Consider the following 14,000-nt stretch of genomic DNA (forward strand, 5'->3'; position numbering starts at 1 on the left):
GGGCTCGGGGGCTCATCAGGACTGGGTGATGGTCAGGGGGCTGGTCGCCCCGTCGGGCGCGATGCACATGAAGCTGGTCGAGCCCCCGGCGAACTTGTTGCTCTGGCCGGCGGCCTGGACCGAGCCGAAGACGGCGTTGGTCCAGGCGAAGGTCAGGCAGCCCGCCCCGTCGCGGTTGACCGCGTCGTAGAGCTTCGCCTGGACCGTGCAATAGGTCCCCTTGGGGATCCCCGCCAGGGCGGCGACGTCGCCCCCCATGATCTTCCCCCCTCGCATCGAGCTTGCTACCACCATCAGGGTCGCGTACTTGTTCCCGTCGGCCTGCCAGGGGGCCAGCTCGTCGTCGATCATGACCTCCATCTCGGTCACTTCGGACAGCGTGAGCACGGTGGGGGTCCCCGACCCGTAGGTGACCGTGATCTCCTTGAAATCCATGAACACGTTCGACTTGGCCATCGTCGATGCCTCTTTCTAGACGGTTGAGAAACGCTCGTCGAGGATCGCCCGCGCCTTCGCGAGCGAGTCGCTGGTAAAGCCCCAGAACCGGCGGGGGGGCTGCCCGGTCCGCTTCACGCCCTCCTGGAACCACTCGGCCTCCTGGCGGGCTTGCTCGGACACGCCATAGGTCACCGTCGCCGAGTCGGCGGCGACCTCGATCTCCCCCGCCACCTCGCGGGGGTTGGCCATGACGCCGTGGAGCAGGGCCATGGGGTTCCCGGGGTATTCGAAGGATTTCCACTCCTCGTAGGGGCCCGAGAGCGGGGGCCAGGGGTTGCCGTCGGGGTCCTGCTCGGCGGCGAGGCACTCCTGGCAGCCGTCGGTGGCGGCCTTGCAGAGGTCCGCGCCGAGGTTGCCCTCGGCCAGGTCGAAGAGCCGCTTGTGGCGGCCGAGGATCGCCTTGATCTTGTCGAACTGGACGCTCATCGACGTGCCGGGTTGAAGCCCGCCCCCCCCTGATTGGCCCCGCCCTGGTTCTTCGGCTGCCCCATCGCGTTGAGGGCGTTGCCGAGGTTGCCCAGGGCCTGGGCGGCCTGCTTGGCGGCCTGGGCGGCGTTCTTGGGAGCCCCGCCGAACGGGTCGCCGCCGGCCGCCTCGACGGCCTGAGAGGCCCGGGAGAAGTTCTCGGTGATGGCCTTCTCGTCGTTGCCCCCCAGGAGCAATCGCGGGCCGAAGTCGAGGCCGGGGAACTTCCCGAGGACGTCCACGCCGACCTTCTGCCCCCCCTGGACGAGGGAGTTGATCGCCTCCTGGTCGACGCGGAGATCCTCGCCGGAGATCCCGCCCCCGGTCGTGGCCGAGACCGCATAGTCGGCCAGCTTGCCGAACACGCCGGGCTTGAGCGTGTCCCGCTGGATCATCCGGGCGCGGGCGTGGGCCCTGGCCGTCCGGAGCTTCTCGCCGGCCAGGCCCGCCTCGATGGTGGCCGCGAATTCCGCGTTCTCGGCGCCCACCTGCTGGGCGGGGATCGTGGCCAGGTAGTCGGCGTTGAGCTTCCCGGCGTTCGCCCGGGCGGCGGCCATCCTCGGGTCCTTGCGGGCCTCGTCGACGACCTTGTTCATGTCGGCCTGCTTGATGACGGAGTCGCGCTCGGTGGAGTTGGCGAACCCGGCCTTGGCCAGGACCTGGTCGGCGTCGGGCCCGCTGATCGAGGGGGTGATCTTGCGGAGGGCCGACTCGTAATCGTCCTCGGGGGTGACGCCGTGCTTCCGGAGGAACGCCTCCTCGTCCTTGCCGTTGAACTTGCGGAGGAGCCGGTTGGCCTGGCGGATCTGGGTGGCGGCGGCGGCCGGGCTCTTGGCCTTGAACGTGGTCGCCCCGAACCGGGCGGCCAGGCTGGCATAGTCGGAGAACCGCCCCCCCTCCTCGGAGTCGAGCATGTCGGCCGAGAGCCCGATCAGGGGGGGCATCATCGCCCGGGGCGACCCGAGCCCGTAGACGTTGAGCTGCTCGGCGGCCTCGGCCATCATCCCGAGCCCGGCCTTCGCGCTGGGGACCTTGCCGTAATTCGGCAGGAGCCCGGCCATCCGGCCGGCGGACATGGGGTCGATGTCGTACCGCTTGCCGAAGAGGGCCGCCTGCTTCTCCAGCTCGTCGGCGGTCGCGTCGGTGATGTTGCCCCGGGCCTTGCCGGGGGCGACCGCCCCGCCGAACTCCAGGCGGAAGCTCATCGCCTCGTCGGCATTCAGGCCGGTCTGCTTCTGGAACTGGAGCTGCTCGCGGATCAGGGCGTCGTCGGCCGACTTCTTGTCCTGGAGCACGGCCAGGGCCTGGAGGTCCTGGCGGAACTCGCCGGTCAGCTTGGTCGCCTCCCCGAAGAAGGATCGACGATCGCCCGAGGAGTCGCCGATGGCGCCTCCGACCTTGCGTGCCAGCCGATAGGCGGCATAGGCGGCCACCGGCCGGGCCAATCCGGCACCCCTCCCGAGCAGGCCCCCGCCCGTGCCTCCCCCGCCCGCTCCCCCCTTGCCGCCGCCGCCCGCCCCGACGGCTGCCGTCGCCGGAGTCGCGGCCGTCGCCGCCGAGGTCACGGCCTTGAGTTGTTCCTCCAGCTCCTTCAGCCTCTTGGTCAGGTCCGCGACCGAGCGGTTCCCCTTGCCGACCCCCGCGAGGGCCTTCTCGGCCTTGGTCGCGTCGGTCACCTTGCGCTGCAGCTCCCGGTCGAGCTTCACCAGGCCCGACATCATCTTGGTCAGGCCGGAGGTGTCCGACCCCAGCGACTTGAGCTTGGCCTTGGACTTGTCGATCTGGACATCGAGCGCCCTCAGCTTGGCGAGGATCCGGTCGACGTCCCGCTCGATCTTCGCGGGGGGCGCGGAGTAATTGATCTTGTATTCGGTGTCGGCCATCTGGCTCAGCCTTTCTTGGTCCGGGCGCTGTATTCGAGGGCGGCCCGGAAGACGAGCTGCGAGTCCCGGGATCGGGCGGGCTCCTTCCCCTCGCTCTGATTGACCTGGAATAGCGGGATCGAGACGCCGGCCTGGAACTGGTAAGGGCCGACCTTGAGGGCGGCGTGGATCCGCTCGCGGTAGTCGTTGGCCGACTCCTGGGTGGCCGCGTACGTCTTCACGATGACCCGCTGGTCGAGCCAGATGCTCGTGCTGCTGACCCGGAGCGAGGTCCCGGCGGTCACCTGGTAGACGACGTAGGGGAGGCTGGCCCGGTCGCCGGCCTGCGACTCGTAGAATCGCGAGACGCCGGCCAGGTCCGCGGCCCCGGCCAGCCGATCGTGGATCGCGTCGGCCAGGCTGAGCGGGAGCGTGACGCCCCCCGAGCCCGCCGAGAAGGGCGGGAACGGGAGGAGTCCGAAGGGCCTGAGCCGGCGGATTGCTGGCATCACGCGGCCCCCTGGGTCTGCGTGGTCCCGTCGTCGGTGAGGGGCTGGGTCGTGAGCGGCGTGGTCCCGTCGTCGGCGTAGCCGGTGAGGACGCCCGCCTCGGCGACGAACTTGGTGTACCACCGACGCCAGATCGCCACCATCATCTGCTGGAACGTGGGATCCTCGCCCGCCGCGGCCGGGGTGGTGTCGAGCTGGCCCATCCCGTTGGCGGCGAGCTCGACCGCGAAGTTGAAGCCCGAGAGCGTCCGCGTGGCGACGGTCGCGGGATCCCAGACCGACGAGGCGACCCGGAGGAGTTCGGCCGATCCGGCGGGGTACGGCTGCCCCCAGGCGTAGCGGCTGGTGTCGTCGGGGGTGATGTCCCAGGTGTAGCCGACTTCGAGCTGGGCCACCATGTCGGCCCCGGTCCCGGAGATCGAGGCGACCGGCCGGGTCTGGTTGATCCCCTTCCCGTCGACGATCTCCAGGTACAGGTTGACCGGGCCCGATGCGAGCCCCGCGGCCCTGGCGTCGTTGGGGTCGAGGTTGATGTTCCCGGACCCCGACCCGGCGCGGGCCACGCCGTCGCCCTTGGTGTCGGCCGCGAAGACGCGGCTGGCGATCGCCCCGTCGGCGAAGGATTGATTCGTGATCGCGTTCGTCGCCAGCGAGGTCACGTACCCGCCGACATTCCCCGAGAGGTTGCCGGTGATGTTGCCGGTCAAATTGAAGGACTGGTTCGGGGCCAGGCTATACCCCGACTTGTCCGTCACGGTCCCCGCCGTCACGGCCCCGGCCGCGAGGCTGATCTGGCCCGCCCCGGTGCCGACGGTCGGGAGCCCCCCGGCCCCGGCCGGGGCGTTGACGGGCAGGGCCGTGAGGAGCCGGCCCGAGTCCTTGGCCAGGAAGAACGACGGGGAGGCGTTGAGCCCGGTGAAGACCGACCCGGCCTTCGAGATGGCGAGGGTGATCCAGGGCTCGCCCTTGGCCTCGGCGTCGAACGCCACGGAGACATTGGCCCCGGACTGGTGGATCACCGCGCCATGCGAGGCGACGTCGGCCCCGTCCAGGTCCTTGACCGACGCGATGGCGACGGTGGCCCCGACGACGACGTTCCCGGAGTCGTCCGTCACGGTCATCAATGGATAGATAACAACGGCCATGATTCATCGACCCCTTGCGGTTCGGACATTGCGGCGGGTAAAGAGCGGGGCGTTCATCCCCGCCGTGAAGCTGGTCGAGCCGTCCCCCCCGGCGAAACCGCCCCCGGTGTGGCTCGCGGTGATCAGGTGGGTGCCGTCCACCAGGGCGATCGCCGTGGCGGTCCCGGTCGTCGAGCCGACGGGGATCGTGATCGGCCCGGAGATCGACGAGCCGTGATCGTCGGCCAGGTTGATCACGAGGTCGGACGCGAGCCCCGGGGCGTCGAGGGTGGCCGTGATGGTCACGGTGTCCCCGACCCCGACGGCCCCGATCGAGGCCGAGAGGGCGTATCCGGTGGCCTGGGTGGCGACGAAGCTGGTGCTGCCGTCGCCGCCGGCGAAGCCTCCCCCGGTGTGGGACGCGGTGATCGAGTGCGTGCCCGCGACGTTGGGCGTGATCGTGGTCGTCCCGGTCGTCGATCCCGGGTTGATGGTGATCGAGCCCAGGATGGTCGAGGTCAGCGAGTCCACCAGGTTGATGACGAGCGCGGACGTGAGGCTCGTGCCGCCGGTGAGGGTGGCCGTCACGGTGATCGGCGTGTTGACCGTCGTCGATGGCGACGAGACCGAGAGCGTGTATCCGGTGGCGTTGGTCGAGGCCGTGACGGTCACGGTGGCCGTCGAGGTCTCCGAGGAGACGACGCCGCTGGTGAACTTGATGCTCGCGGTCCCGGCCGAGACGCCGGTGACGACGCCGGTCGAGGGGTCCACGGTGGCGACCGAGGGGTTGAGCGACGACCACGTGCCGGCCGGATAATTGACCGTGCCGAGGGCCACGGTCGTCCCGGCCGAGATCGTGGGCGCGGGCGGCGTGATCGAGCCGTTCACCCCGTTGAGGGTGGTGAGCCTCACCTCGTCGAGATAGATCGAGGAGTTCGGGGAGCCCGACTCCGAGACGATATCCCACCCCCAATAGCCCGCCCCCGTCACGGGGTCGCCGCCGAATGCCGTGCCGTCGGTGCACGCGAAGCAGGCGACCACCGTGCTCTGCCAGCCGTCCTTGGACGACTTGAGCCACTTCCCGGCGTTGGTCCCGGTGAGGCATTTGATCTCGATCGAGTGCGAGACGCCGTTCGGCTGATAGGTGACCTGATAGGTCTCTCCCGGGGTGAGCGGGTTGCCCGTCAAGGTCCCCGACCCGATCGACGCGGCCCCGGGCGAGCCGGGCCGTCGCTGGGTGGTGATGGCGGTCTGGGTGACCCCGAGCGGGATCTGCATGAACACCGAGGCGTTCGGGCTCGTGAACAGGGTGGCCGGGTCCGCGACCGAGCATCGGGTGATGAGTCGGAGATAGGTCCCGGCCGCGATCGGGGCGAGCACCTTGACGTTGGCCGAGAGCCGGAAGTTGCCGGCCAGGCCGTCGGGGGTCGTCGCGACGGCCCGGTGCACCGTCCCGGCGTTATTGAGGAGCGAGTTGGACCCGCCCCCCGAGACGGCGGCCGAGACGTCGATCGTGGGCGTGCCGGTGGTGTTGAACCCGGGCGGGAACGAGGTCGAGGCCTGGAAATTGACGTAGGCGAATGCGGGCATGGGTCACTCTCTGGCCTGGGCCGGCTGTGGTCAGCGGATCGCCCGGAGCTTCCGGAACGCCCGGAGATGGCGGATCGAGCGGCGATAGGTCGCGACCGGGACGGGATCGACGGGGGGCTGGTAGCCGGCGACGGCGCGATTGAACGACAGTCGGCGCGTGCTCATCGGGGACTCGCCGGTGATCCGGTCGATGCCCCAGTAGTAATTGCCGGCCCATCCCGTATCCCGGTAGACGCAGTTGACCGACCCGTCCGGGAAGAGGTCGTGCATCCGGTCGTAGACTTCCCCCATCCGGGGATCGTTATATGCCGCCGTGAGGAAGTTCACGAGGTTGGGATACGTGGCCAGGGAGACCGCCGCCGAGTTCGGGTCGGACCCGTATTCGTAAGTGACATAAGGGACGTGGCGGGAGGCGGCGAAGCCCATGTACTGGCCCAGGAGCGGGCCATAGTCGGCGAAGTTCTGATCGACGCACGCGAAGAAGCTGTCGAGCGTGCCCGAGGGATTCGCGGCGTAGCCCTGCGAGAGCGTCCGGTAATTGAGCTTCACGAACGGGGCGGTCTCGGGCTGGAAGTAGTAGCCGGCCCCGATCGCGTCGGGCGTGAAGGTCTGGCCGTCGTACAGGTTGGGGAGTTCGTAGTGCTGCAGGTCGATCGCCCCCAGCGCCGGGTACCCGCCCTGACTGACCCAGACCGCGATGATCTGGCGGTCGTCGCCGGCGAACTTCTCCTTGAACTTCCGCCCGGAGTAGGATTTCCGGTGCGCGTAATATTCGGTGTCGCCGATGTTGAAGCCGGGGTGTGCGGCCTTCCAGGCGTTGATGATCGCCCCTTCCCGGGCGTGCTGCGCGATGTGCTGCTGCCACTGGCCGAAGTTGAAATTCCAGCATTCGTTGCTGTATTCGTGATAGATCGGCACGTCCGGATTCAACGGCCCGAAGGTGTATCCGTTGATGGAACAACCGTTCTGGCAGGCATCCCGGAATCCCTGCTGATAGTTGTTCGGCCCGGTCCGGGTCATGTAGACCCCTTCGTGGACCCAGGGGGCGACGTTGATCCCGCCGTACTGCTTGATCTCGTTGATGATGCCGACGATGTACTCCTCGGGCATGCGCTTGACCCGGGCCAGCGAGAACCCGGGCTTGGCCCGATAGGGGTCGGTCCAGTCCCCGATCCGGGAATAGGGATCGGAGGTCTCCCCGCCCCCCTGGACCCATTGGGCGTTCGTGCCCGTCGCGTCCATGAATCGCAGCACCCCGACCTGGCCGCCCTCGGGCGGCTTGAGCGTGTCGATCCAGGCCTGATTGAGCAATCGTCCCGGGCCGTGCCCGGGGAGCATGAACTTGAATCGGAGCGGGTTGCCCTGGGTGCTCGCGGTGATCGAGAGGCTGATCTGGGGGTTGAGCTTGCGGGCGACGGCCTGGCGGATCGTCACCGGCGCGCCCGACCCGTTGAAGACGACCGTGAGGAAGCCGTTGTTGTCGCACCCCACGAAGTTCCCGCTGAGCCGGATGGACCCGGCCCCGGTCGGGTAGAACGTGTAATCGCCGGCCGGGATGGTCCCGTTGAGCGCGACGGGGATCGTCGTCGGGCCGGTCGCCGGGTTGACGAAGTTGGGCCAGCCGAGCGAGTCATAGCCCGGGTTGGGGTTGGACCCGAACCCGTTGAAGAGGCCGGCCTGCATCATCAGGTCGGCGAAGAGGATCGCCGAGCTGTCGTATGCCAACCATGTGGCGTTGACGTTCTGGCCGAATAGCTTGGGCATCGTCTACCTCGCTGCGTCGCGCGGCCGATCGTTCATCCCGCCGGCGTGACGGGCCGGGGGTTCTCCTGGCACTCGGCCACCCACACGAGGCCGAGGTCGTCCTCGTCGCGGCACGAGTCCACGAGCAGGGTCCGGACGGTCCCGGCCCGGTCGGTGAAGAGGAGTTGGTGCTCGAGCCCGAGCGAGATGGGATCCGGGAAGAGCACGCGGACCTTCTTGCGGACGATCTCGGTGGAGAACATGGGCACCCGGGCCCCGCCCTTGTCGGCGACGAGGCAGGGCACGGCCTGGGCGATCGTGGTGCCGGTGGGGTCGAGGCTGCCGGTCGCGTCCTGGGCCTCGGTGTCCCGGAGCTGGACGTCCACGACGTGGGGGAACCGGGCTCGGCTCGGTCGTCTCATCGGGCGTGGTCCCTGTAGAAGGCGAGCGTCTCGCGGGCCGATCGGGGGAGCCCGTCGAAGGCGTCTCGATAGGTGATCGCCCAGGTGTCGATCCGCTCCATCAGCACGGTCGAGCTCGACCCGAAGCGTTCGAGGATCGCCTTGGCCACCTCGGCGACGGCCTGCCGCAAGTCGTCGGGGATCGGCTCATATCCGGCGTCGTACACGACGCGGATCGGGGACCGGCGGATCTGGTCGTCGCCCTGTTCGAGCGAGGCCATCGACCCCCATCGCTGGGAGTTGAAGGGGTCGGCCTGATCGGATGGCTCGACGGCCAGGATGCCGGCCCGGTCGTCGATCCGGCGGAAGCCCAGGTCCTCGGCCCACACCTCGAAGCGGGCGTCGGTCGCTCGGGCCGGGAGCATCCCCTGCCCTCCGCCGAGTTCGTCCACGCCCCAGAGTCCGAAGTCGTCCTCCACGGTCGCGGACCATCCGTTGCCCAGGGCGTTCACGGCCTGGGCCAGCGCCGCCAGGGTGGGCCCGGCCAGGTCGGCGAAGGTGATCAGGTCGGTGACTTTCACGCCGGACGCCACGCGGTCGAGCCGGAGTCCGGTGGTGGCGAAGCCGGCCTCCTCGGACCCGGACCGGACGAGCATGGCCCCGGCCCGCTGGACGGCGGGGCCGTCGTTGCGGATCGAGAGGGCGACGGTCGGGCTCCCGGAGACGCGGAGGATCTCGTTGATCGGGTACTCGCGGAGCAGGATCGGCCCGCGGTTCTCGGGGGCGATCACCTCGTCGATCGGCCCTAGTGCGGAGTCGGCCGAGGGCCTGCGCGAGAGGTACCGGCCGCAGTAGTTGCGGACCTGCCGGCTCGCGGCGGCGATCGCGCCGGGCAGGGCGGCGAGCTGGGCCGTCGAGAGGGCGAGGTACCCCTGGGCGTATTCGCTCGTGATCAGATCGGCCATCGCGGGCTCCTGGGGATGCCCCCGCCCCGGAGGTCGGGCGGGGGCCTCTCGATCAGATGACGATGGGCGTTGCCATGCCGGCGTCGTTGTCGTCGCTGGCCGGCTGGAAGCGGGAGTCGCCGCGCTGGACGAGGACGGCGGTCGGCGTGGTCGCGACGGCCACGGTCAGCACGGCCTTGAGGAAGTTGCCCAGGCCCAGGGCGTTGAGCCGGTCGGCCCTCACCTCGACCTGGGCGTTGCCGGCGGCGATCTTCTGGACGATCGCCGCGCCGGGGATGTCCACGTAGGTGCCCCCGGCGGTGGGGCTGGCCTGGACCTTGAAGTCCACGGTGCCGCCCGCGCCGGGCGTCCCGACCTGGACGGTGAACAGGATCTTCCGCTGGTTGCCGAAGGGGATGTCGGCGACGGAGCGGGCCCCGGCCGCCTGGTTGGCGGGGGGCAGGCCGGCGAGGGTCGCCAGCGTCTCGGAGTAGAGTCGATTGGTCACGTGAGGGAACCTCGTGTGTGTGCCGGGTGGAAGCCCCCGCCCTCGCGGGCGGGGTGTCATGGGGGATTGCCGGGCGCTATGAGCCGTCGGCTCGTTCGATAGCCGGGGGCTATCAGGCGGCCAGGGCGATGAACGCGGAAACCTTGTTGGTGCCCGCCCCGTCGCCGAGGGTGATCGCCTTCTTGAGCCAGGGCTGGGCGTCGTCGCGGACCTTGGCCCGGAGGGCGATCTGGTCGCTGTCGAAGAGGAAGTGCTCGGACAGGCCGATCTCGACGCCGCCCCGCATGCCCGAGAGGATCGCCTTGCGGTCCACGAGGGTGAAGTCGCCGAGGGTGCCCGGCGGCGCGGCCTTCTCGGTGAAGAGGACCGGCAGGTTGGCCAGGACGGGCGTCGGGTTGATCTGGACCTGGCCGGTCAGATTGCCCGGCATGTTCGGCACGTAGATGAGGTTGCCGGCGTCGTCCTTGAGCGTGAGGAACTGCTCCAACAGGAACGGATGGGCGATCCAGACCGCACGCTTGGCGGCGCTGGGCATGAGGCGGCTGATCATCTTGGCGATGTCGGCCCACTTCACGAGGTTGGTCGTGGTCCGCGCGACGGGGATCAACGCGGCGGCGTTCATGTAGCCGGTCGCCTTGCCGACGCCGTCGCCCCAGATGTGTTCCCAATCCCGGCGGAAGCCGATGGCCCCGCCGATGAGCTGGGTCAGCATGCTCTGCACGACGTCGCCGGAGTCCTGCACGAGGTCGCGGCTGAACTCCGTGAACGCGGTGAGGTCGTTCGCTTCCAGCTTGATGCCGGTCCCGACGGCCTGGGTCCGGTCGCGGACCGACTTCTCGCCCTTACGCGAGACGGTCACGCCGCCGAACATGGCCGAGTTGCCCTTCGTCGGGACCTTGTACTGGTCGAGCGAGGGCCACTCCACGGCGCGGGCCGAGAGGGGTACCGAGGTCACGCCGGGGAGGATCACGGCGTCCTCGGCCTGCTCCATCAGGATGGCCTTCTCGTAGGCGGTGGGCACGGTCCAGAAGCCGCCCGCGCCGCCGCTGGACTCCTCCATCCCCTTCTCGGTCTTGTCGGCGCGGGGGCTGGCCCCGTAGTGCTTGCGGAGCCGCTCCTGGGCCGACTGCAAGCCTTCGAGGTCGGACACGTTGGCGGCACGGACGACGTTGTTGATGAAGTCGCCCAGCGACTTCGACTTGTCGGCCTCGGCGGGGCCGGGCTCGATGGCGTGGCGTCGGCCGGCGGCGGCGATCTGGTCGGTGGCGTCCTTGAACGCGGCGCCCAGGCCGTCGGTGAAACTCTTGAGGGCGGCGTTGAGGTCGGCCAGCCCGACCGCCTTCAGGGCGTCGCTCGGCCCTTCGCCGGCGTCCTCGGCGACTCCCGCCATGATGAGGGCGTCGGCGACGGCCTTCTCGGACTCGATCAGGTCGCCGGCCTTGTGGCTGCCGTGGGCTTTCAGGAGCTTGATCCAGGTCTTCATCTTCGATCCCTTCATCGGGTTGTGTGTGTGGTCGTCAACATCGACGACTTGCGGGAGCCTGGTCGGTCGCCTCGCGGACGCCTCGGCGGGGCCGGGCTCCTGCCGGGGGCGACTCCCCGGTGCCTCGGGTCGCTACACTCAGACCCGCCCCTTGAGGCGGTCGATCGTGTCTTGGGCCGCCTTCTGGACGGCGGCGGGGCCGGTCATCCGGGCGACCATCGCCCGGGTCTCGGCCAGGGCCTGCTCGAAGGTCCGGCCCACCAGTTCGGGCAGGACGACGGGCGGGGCCGGGGTTGGTTCGGGTTCGGGCTCCGGGGCCGGATCCGAGGGGCTCCAGCGTTCGGCCGTCTGGATCTCCTCGCGGAGCGAGCGGCTGATCGACTTGCCGATCTCGTTGCCCAGGGCCTCGGGGTTGGCCGGGATCGAGACGGCCGAGTACTCCAGGAGTTCGCACTTCCGGATGATCCCGTAGCACGCCTTCAACTCGGGCCGGGCCTTGATCTCGTCGGGGGTGGGGGAGGAGCACGTCGACCAATCGGGGCGGGCCCCGATGCTCCAGCCGTTCAAGAACCCCTCGACGTAGAGCTGGAAGATCTCCTCGGCGTTGTCGGTCTTGGCGAACAGGGTCTTGGCGATCAGGCCGTTGACGCCGGCCTTCGAGAACCGCTTGATCCAGAGGTTCTTGGCCACCACGATGGTGCCCATGTGGCACCAGAGCACGACGGGATTCGCCCGGTAGTTGTCGAGGGCGATCCCCTTGGGGAGGATCACCTCCTTGTAGCGGTCGATGGCGTCGGTGGTGATGATCGCCGTCACGGTCCGCTTGGAGCTATCCACATCATCGACGGTGCCCTTGAAGGCCCGCCGGATGATCTCGGGCCGGTCGGGGGTGGTGGTCTCGCTGGCCATCAATCGCCGCCTTTCTTGGGGTCGTCATCCTCGGCCCGGCCGGCCTTGCCGGGGGCCTGGGGCTGCTCGAATTCGTCGAGGCCTTCGAGGGGCTCGTACCCGATCTCGGCCCGGACCTCGTTGCGGGTGACGACGCGGCCCCCGAGGTAGACCTGGTGGATCTTGGCGTCGTTGAGCCGGTTGCGTTCGACCGGGTCATCGAACAGGAAGAACAGCCGGGGATCGACCCGGCGGGCGAGCTGGTGCGTCAGGCCCGACCCGATCAGGCAGCACCGGGGGGACACCGCGTTGAGCTGGTGCTGGCTCGCGCCCTCGGCGGCGACGGCCCGGTTCGAGTCGCTGGCCTCCATCATCGAGATCGGCACGCCGAAGCAATTGGCGGCGATGAGCCGGGCGTCCTTGGAGATCTCGAGCCCGGCCAGGTCGGCGGGCGGGTGCGTCAGGGCGTGGTAATCGAACGAGCCGTCGACGGCCCAGATCCGGCCCTGGTTCCCCCGGCCGAAGCCGCTGTTGACCTTGGTCTCCATCCTCTTGCGGGCGTCCTCATTCCAGGGCTGGCTGCCGTCCTTCGGGCCGATGATCGCGTCGGGCCTGGCCCCCGCCTTGAGCATGGACTGGACGACGCCGGTATAGTCCCCGACGAGGCCGAGCTGCTCGTAGCACGCGTGGAGCGGGGCGAGCCCGGAGAGGTAGGGGTCGCGGAGCGAGAGCCCCCGGAAGCGGACGAGTTCGGGGAAGGCGAACGTGTCGGAGAAGTAGCGATACTGCTTGATGATCTCGCCGGGGTTGGTCCCCTTCTCGGGGTAGCAGTACTGCGACTGGAGCGGCCAGATCTCCGAGGGGGCGAAGTCGTCGCCGAGCTTCTCGGGGTACCAGTAGGCCGTGCCGATGGCGTCGAGGGTGATCGCCAGGAACTGGATCAGTTGGTTGCCGTCGAAGTGGGGGTTGGGCGAGTCGAGGACGTCGAGCAAGGGGTGAGAGAGCACCTCGTCGATCTCCTCGCCCCGGTGCGCCATCGACCGGGTGACGGGGCTGGATTCGATCCGGCGTTGCAGGACCTTCCGCTCGAACCCCTCGATCCGGCGGGTCTCCCAGAAGCGGGGCCGGGCCTGGTCTCGCCCGGTCTTGACGTAGAGCCGCAAGGGGACGCGGGCCACCGCGTTGGCGTTGATGCCGATGCATGCATAGGCCACCGACTTGTAGGCCTCGACCAACTCGGGGGGCGTGGGGGGTCGCCGGCTCCGGGCATTGTCGAGCCAGACCGGCCCGCCCGCGCCGTAGCCGATCGAGCCCTGGCCGACGCCCGAGGGGGCGGCGCGCTCGAGTACGCCCTCCTCCAGGTCGCGGAGGAACTCGTAGGCCTGCGTGTGGTCGTCGCCGGTGAGGCTCATGGGTCAGACGCCCCTTCGCTCGGGATACATGCAATCGAAGTGATAGGGCCGACGGGTCACCTTGCCCTCGACGTAGCTCCCGCCGTGGGGCAGGCCGCACTCGTGGCAGTTGGCCGGGTCGAGCTTGTCGGGCCGGGCCGGGCCCTTCTGGCGGTGTTCTTCCCGGCGAGCCTCCTCGGCCTCGCACTTGTGGAGGAAGCGGTTGAAGCATGGCCAGCACAGATCAATCCCGGGCGCGGCCTGGTGGAGCTGCTCGGCCGGCTTGCGGCACTGGTGGCACTTCCGGAGTTCGAGCCAGGTCCCCCGGTACATGGCCGCGTCGTCGTCGTCGGCCGATTGATGGCCGGGTCCCATGTCCCCCTCGGATTGAAACCCCGTACTCGGGGTTTCATTGCGAGGGGGTATAAGGGGGGCGTGGCCCGGCCTGCCTTTGGTCCTGACGACCTGGACGGAGGGCGAGCCCACCAGTCGCGCGGCCAGGTGGATGAGGATGGTCGCGGCCCACATCCGGGGCCGGAAGCATGCGGGCATCTGGACCTTCACGCTCACGGCGTAATCGGCTCTCGGCATCGT

General features: G+C 69.3%; 14 protein-coding genes. All 14 read right to left on the reverse strand.

What is annotated here, in order from left to right:
• Positions 1-15: 15 nt before the first annotated feature.
• Complete coding sequence (locus P12x_RS15250) at positions 16-456, reverse strand: hypothetical protein (RefSeq protein WP_435005156.1); 441 nt, start codon at positions 454-456, stop codon at positions 16-18.
• Between the two features lie 15 nt (positions 457-471).
• On the reverse strand, positions 472-924 hold the full coding sequence (locus P12x_RS15255) for a hypothetical protein (protein WP_435005157.1): 453 nt from the start codon (positions 922-924) through the stop codon (positions 472-474).
• Positions 921-2,846 (reverse strand): hypothetical protein, encoded by a 1,926-nt coding sequence (locus P12x_RS15260; protein WP_435005158.1) that lies wholly within the window; start codon positions 2,844-2,846, stop codon positions 921-923. Before P12x_RS15260 ends, P12x_RS15255 begins: the two co-directional genes overlap by 4 nt.
• Before the next feature lie 5 nt (positions 2,847-2,851).
• Positions 2,852-3,334 carry a hypothetical protein gene (locus P12x_RS15265; protein WP_435005159.1) on the reverse strand — a complete coding sequence of 161 codons (483 nt, stop codon included), beginning with the start codon at positions 3,332-3,334 and terminating at the stop codon, positions 2,852-2,854.
• Positions 3,334-4,479 (reverse strand): hypothetical protein, encoded by a 1,146-nt coding sequence (locus P12x_RS15270; protein ID WP_435005160.1) that lies wholly within the window; start codon positions 4,477-4,479, stop codon positions 3,334-3,336. Before P12x_RS15270 ends, P12x_RS15265 begins: the two co-directional genes overlap by 1 nt.
• 3 nt (positions 4,480-4,482) lie before the next feature.
• Entirely contained in the window at positions 4,483-6,048 is a 1,566-nt protein-coding gene (locus P12x_RS15275; protein ID WP_435005161.1) for an Ig-like domain-containing protein, read from the reverse strand.
• A gap of 30 nt (positions 6,049-6,078) precedes the next feature.
• Positions 6,079-7,812, reverse strand: a complete 1,734-nt coding sequence (locus tag P12x_RS15280; protein ID WP_435005162.1) for a hypothetical protein — start codon at positions 7,810-7,812, stop codon at positions 6,079-6,081.
• Between the two features lie 32 nt (positions 7,813-7,844).
• Positions 7,845-8,213, reverse strand: coding sequence for a hypothetical protein (locus P12x_RS15285; RefSeq protein ID WP_435005163.1), 369 nt, complete (start codon positions 8,211-8,213; stop codon positions 7,845-7,847).
• Positions 8,210-9,157, reverse strand: coding sequence for a hypothetical protein (locus P12x_RS15290; RefSeq protein WP_435005164.1), 948 nt, complete (start codon positions 9,155-9,157; stop codon positions 8,210-8,212). Before P12x_RS15290 ends, P12x_RS15285 begins: the two co-directional genes overlap by 4 nt.
• Positions 9,158-9,209: 52 nt before the next feature.
• Positions 9,210-9,644, reverse strand: a complete 435-nt coding sequence (locus P12x_RS15295) for a hypothetical protein (RefSeq protein ID WP_435005165.1) — start codon at positions 9,642-9,644, stop codon at positions 9,210-9,212.
• A 112-nt stretch (positions 9,645-9,756) separates the two neighbouring features.
• A complete protein-coding gene (locus P12x_RS15300; RefSeq protein ID WP_435005166.1) occupies positions 9,757-11,127 on the reverse strand; it encodes a phage major capsid protein in 1,371 nt (456 codons plus the stop codon).
• A gap of 138 nt (positions 11,128-11,265) precedes the next feature.
• On the reverse strand, positions 11,266-12,036 hold the full coding sequence (locus P12x_RS15305; RefSeq protein ID WP_435005167.1) for a hypothetical protein: 771 nt from the start codon (positions 12,034-12,036) through the stop codon (positions 11,266-11,268).
• Positions 12,036-13,427 (reverse strand): phage portal protein, encoded by a 1,392-nt coding sequence (locus P12x_RS15310; protein WP_435005168.1) that lies wholly within the window; start codon positions 13,425-13,427, stop codon positions 12,036-12,038. Before P12x_RS15310 ends, P12x_RS15305 begins: the two co-directional genes overlap by 1 nt.
• 3 nt (positions 13,428-13,430) lie before the next feature.
• Positions 13,431-13,997 carry a hypothetical protein gene (locus tag P12x_RS15315; RefSeq protein WP_435005169.1) on the reverse strand — a complete coding sequence of 189 codons (567 nt, stop codon included), beginning with the start codon at positions 13,995-13,997 and terminating at the stop codon, positions 13,431-13,433.
• Positions 13,998-14,000: the final 3 nt, after the last annotated feature.

Source organism: Tundrisphaera lichenicola, assembly GCF_051175385.1.
Lineage (GTDB): Bacteria > Planctomycetota > Planctomycetia > Isosphaerales > Isosphaeraceae > Tundrisphaera > Tundrisphaera lichenicola.

Bases quoted from the DNA above. Each gene is read 5' to 3' on its own strand.
- P12x_RS15285 (WP_435005163.1), bottom strand. From the start codon at position 8,213: ATGAGACGACCGAGCCGAGCCCGGTTCCCCCACGTCGTGGACGTCCAG.
- P12x_RS15305 (WP_435005167.1), bottom strand. From the start codon at position 12,036: ATGGCCAGCGAGACCACCACCCCCGACCGGCCCGAGATCATCCGGCGG.
- P12x_RS15255 (WP_435005157.1), bottom strand. From the start codon at position 924: ATGAGCGTCCAGTTCGACAAGATCAAGGCGATCCTCGGCCGCCACAAG.
- P12x_RS15315 (WP_435005169.1), bottom strand. From the start codon at position 13,997: ATGCCGAGAGCCGATTACGCCGTGAGCGTGAAGGTCCAGATGCCCGCA.
- P12x_RS15290 (WP_435005164.1), bottom strand. From the start codon at position 9,157: ATGGCCGATCTGATCACGAGCGAATACGCCCAGGGGTACCTCGCCCTC.
- P12x_RS15310 (WP_435005168.1), bottom strand. From the start codon at position 13,427: ATGAGCCTCACCGGCGACGACCACACGCAGGCCTACGAGTTCCTCCGC.
- P12x_RS15260 (WP_435005158.1), bottom strand. From the start codon at position 2,846: ATGGCCGACACCGAATACAAGATCAATTACTCCGCGCCCCCCGCGAAG.
- P12x_RS15270 (WP_435005160.1), bottom strand. From the start codon at position 4,479: ATGGCCGTTGTTATCTATCCATTGATGACCGTGACGGACGACTCCGGG.
- P12x_RS15250 (WP_435005156.1), bottom strand. From the start codon at position 456: ATGGCCAAGTCGAACGTGTTCATGGATTTCAAGGAGATCACGGTCACC.
- P12x_RS15265 (WP_435005159.1), bottom strand. From the start codon at position 3,334: ATGCCAGCAATCCGCCGGCTCAGGCCCTTCGGACTCCTCCCGTTCCCG.
- P12x_RS15280 (WP_435005162.1), bottom strand. From the start codon at position 7,812: ATGCCCAAGCTATTCGGCCAGAACGTCAACGCCACATGGTTGGCATAC.
- P12x_RS15275 (WP_435005161.1), bottom strand. From the start codon at position 6,048: ATGCCCGCATTCGCCTACGTCAATTTCCAGGCCTCGACCTCGTTCCCG.
- P12x_RS15300 (WP_435005166.1), bottom strand. From the start codon at position 11,127: ATGAAGACCTGGATCAAGCTCCTGAAAGCCCACGGCAGCCACAAGGCC.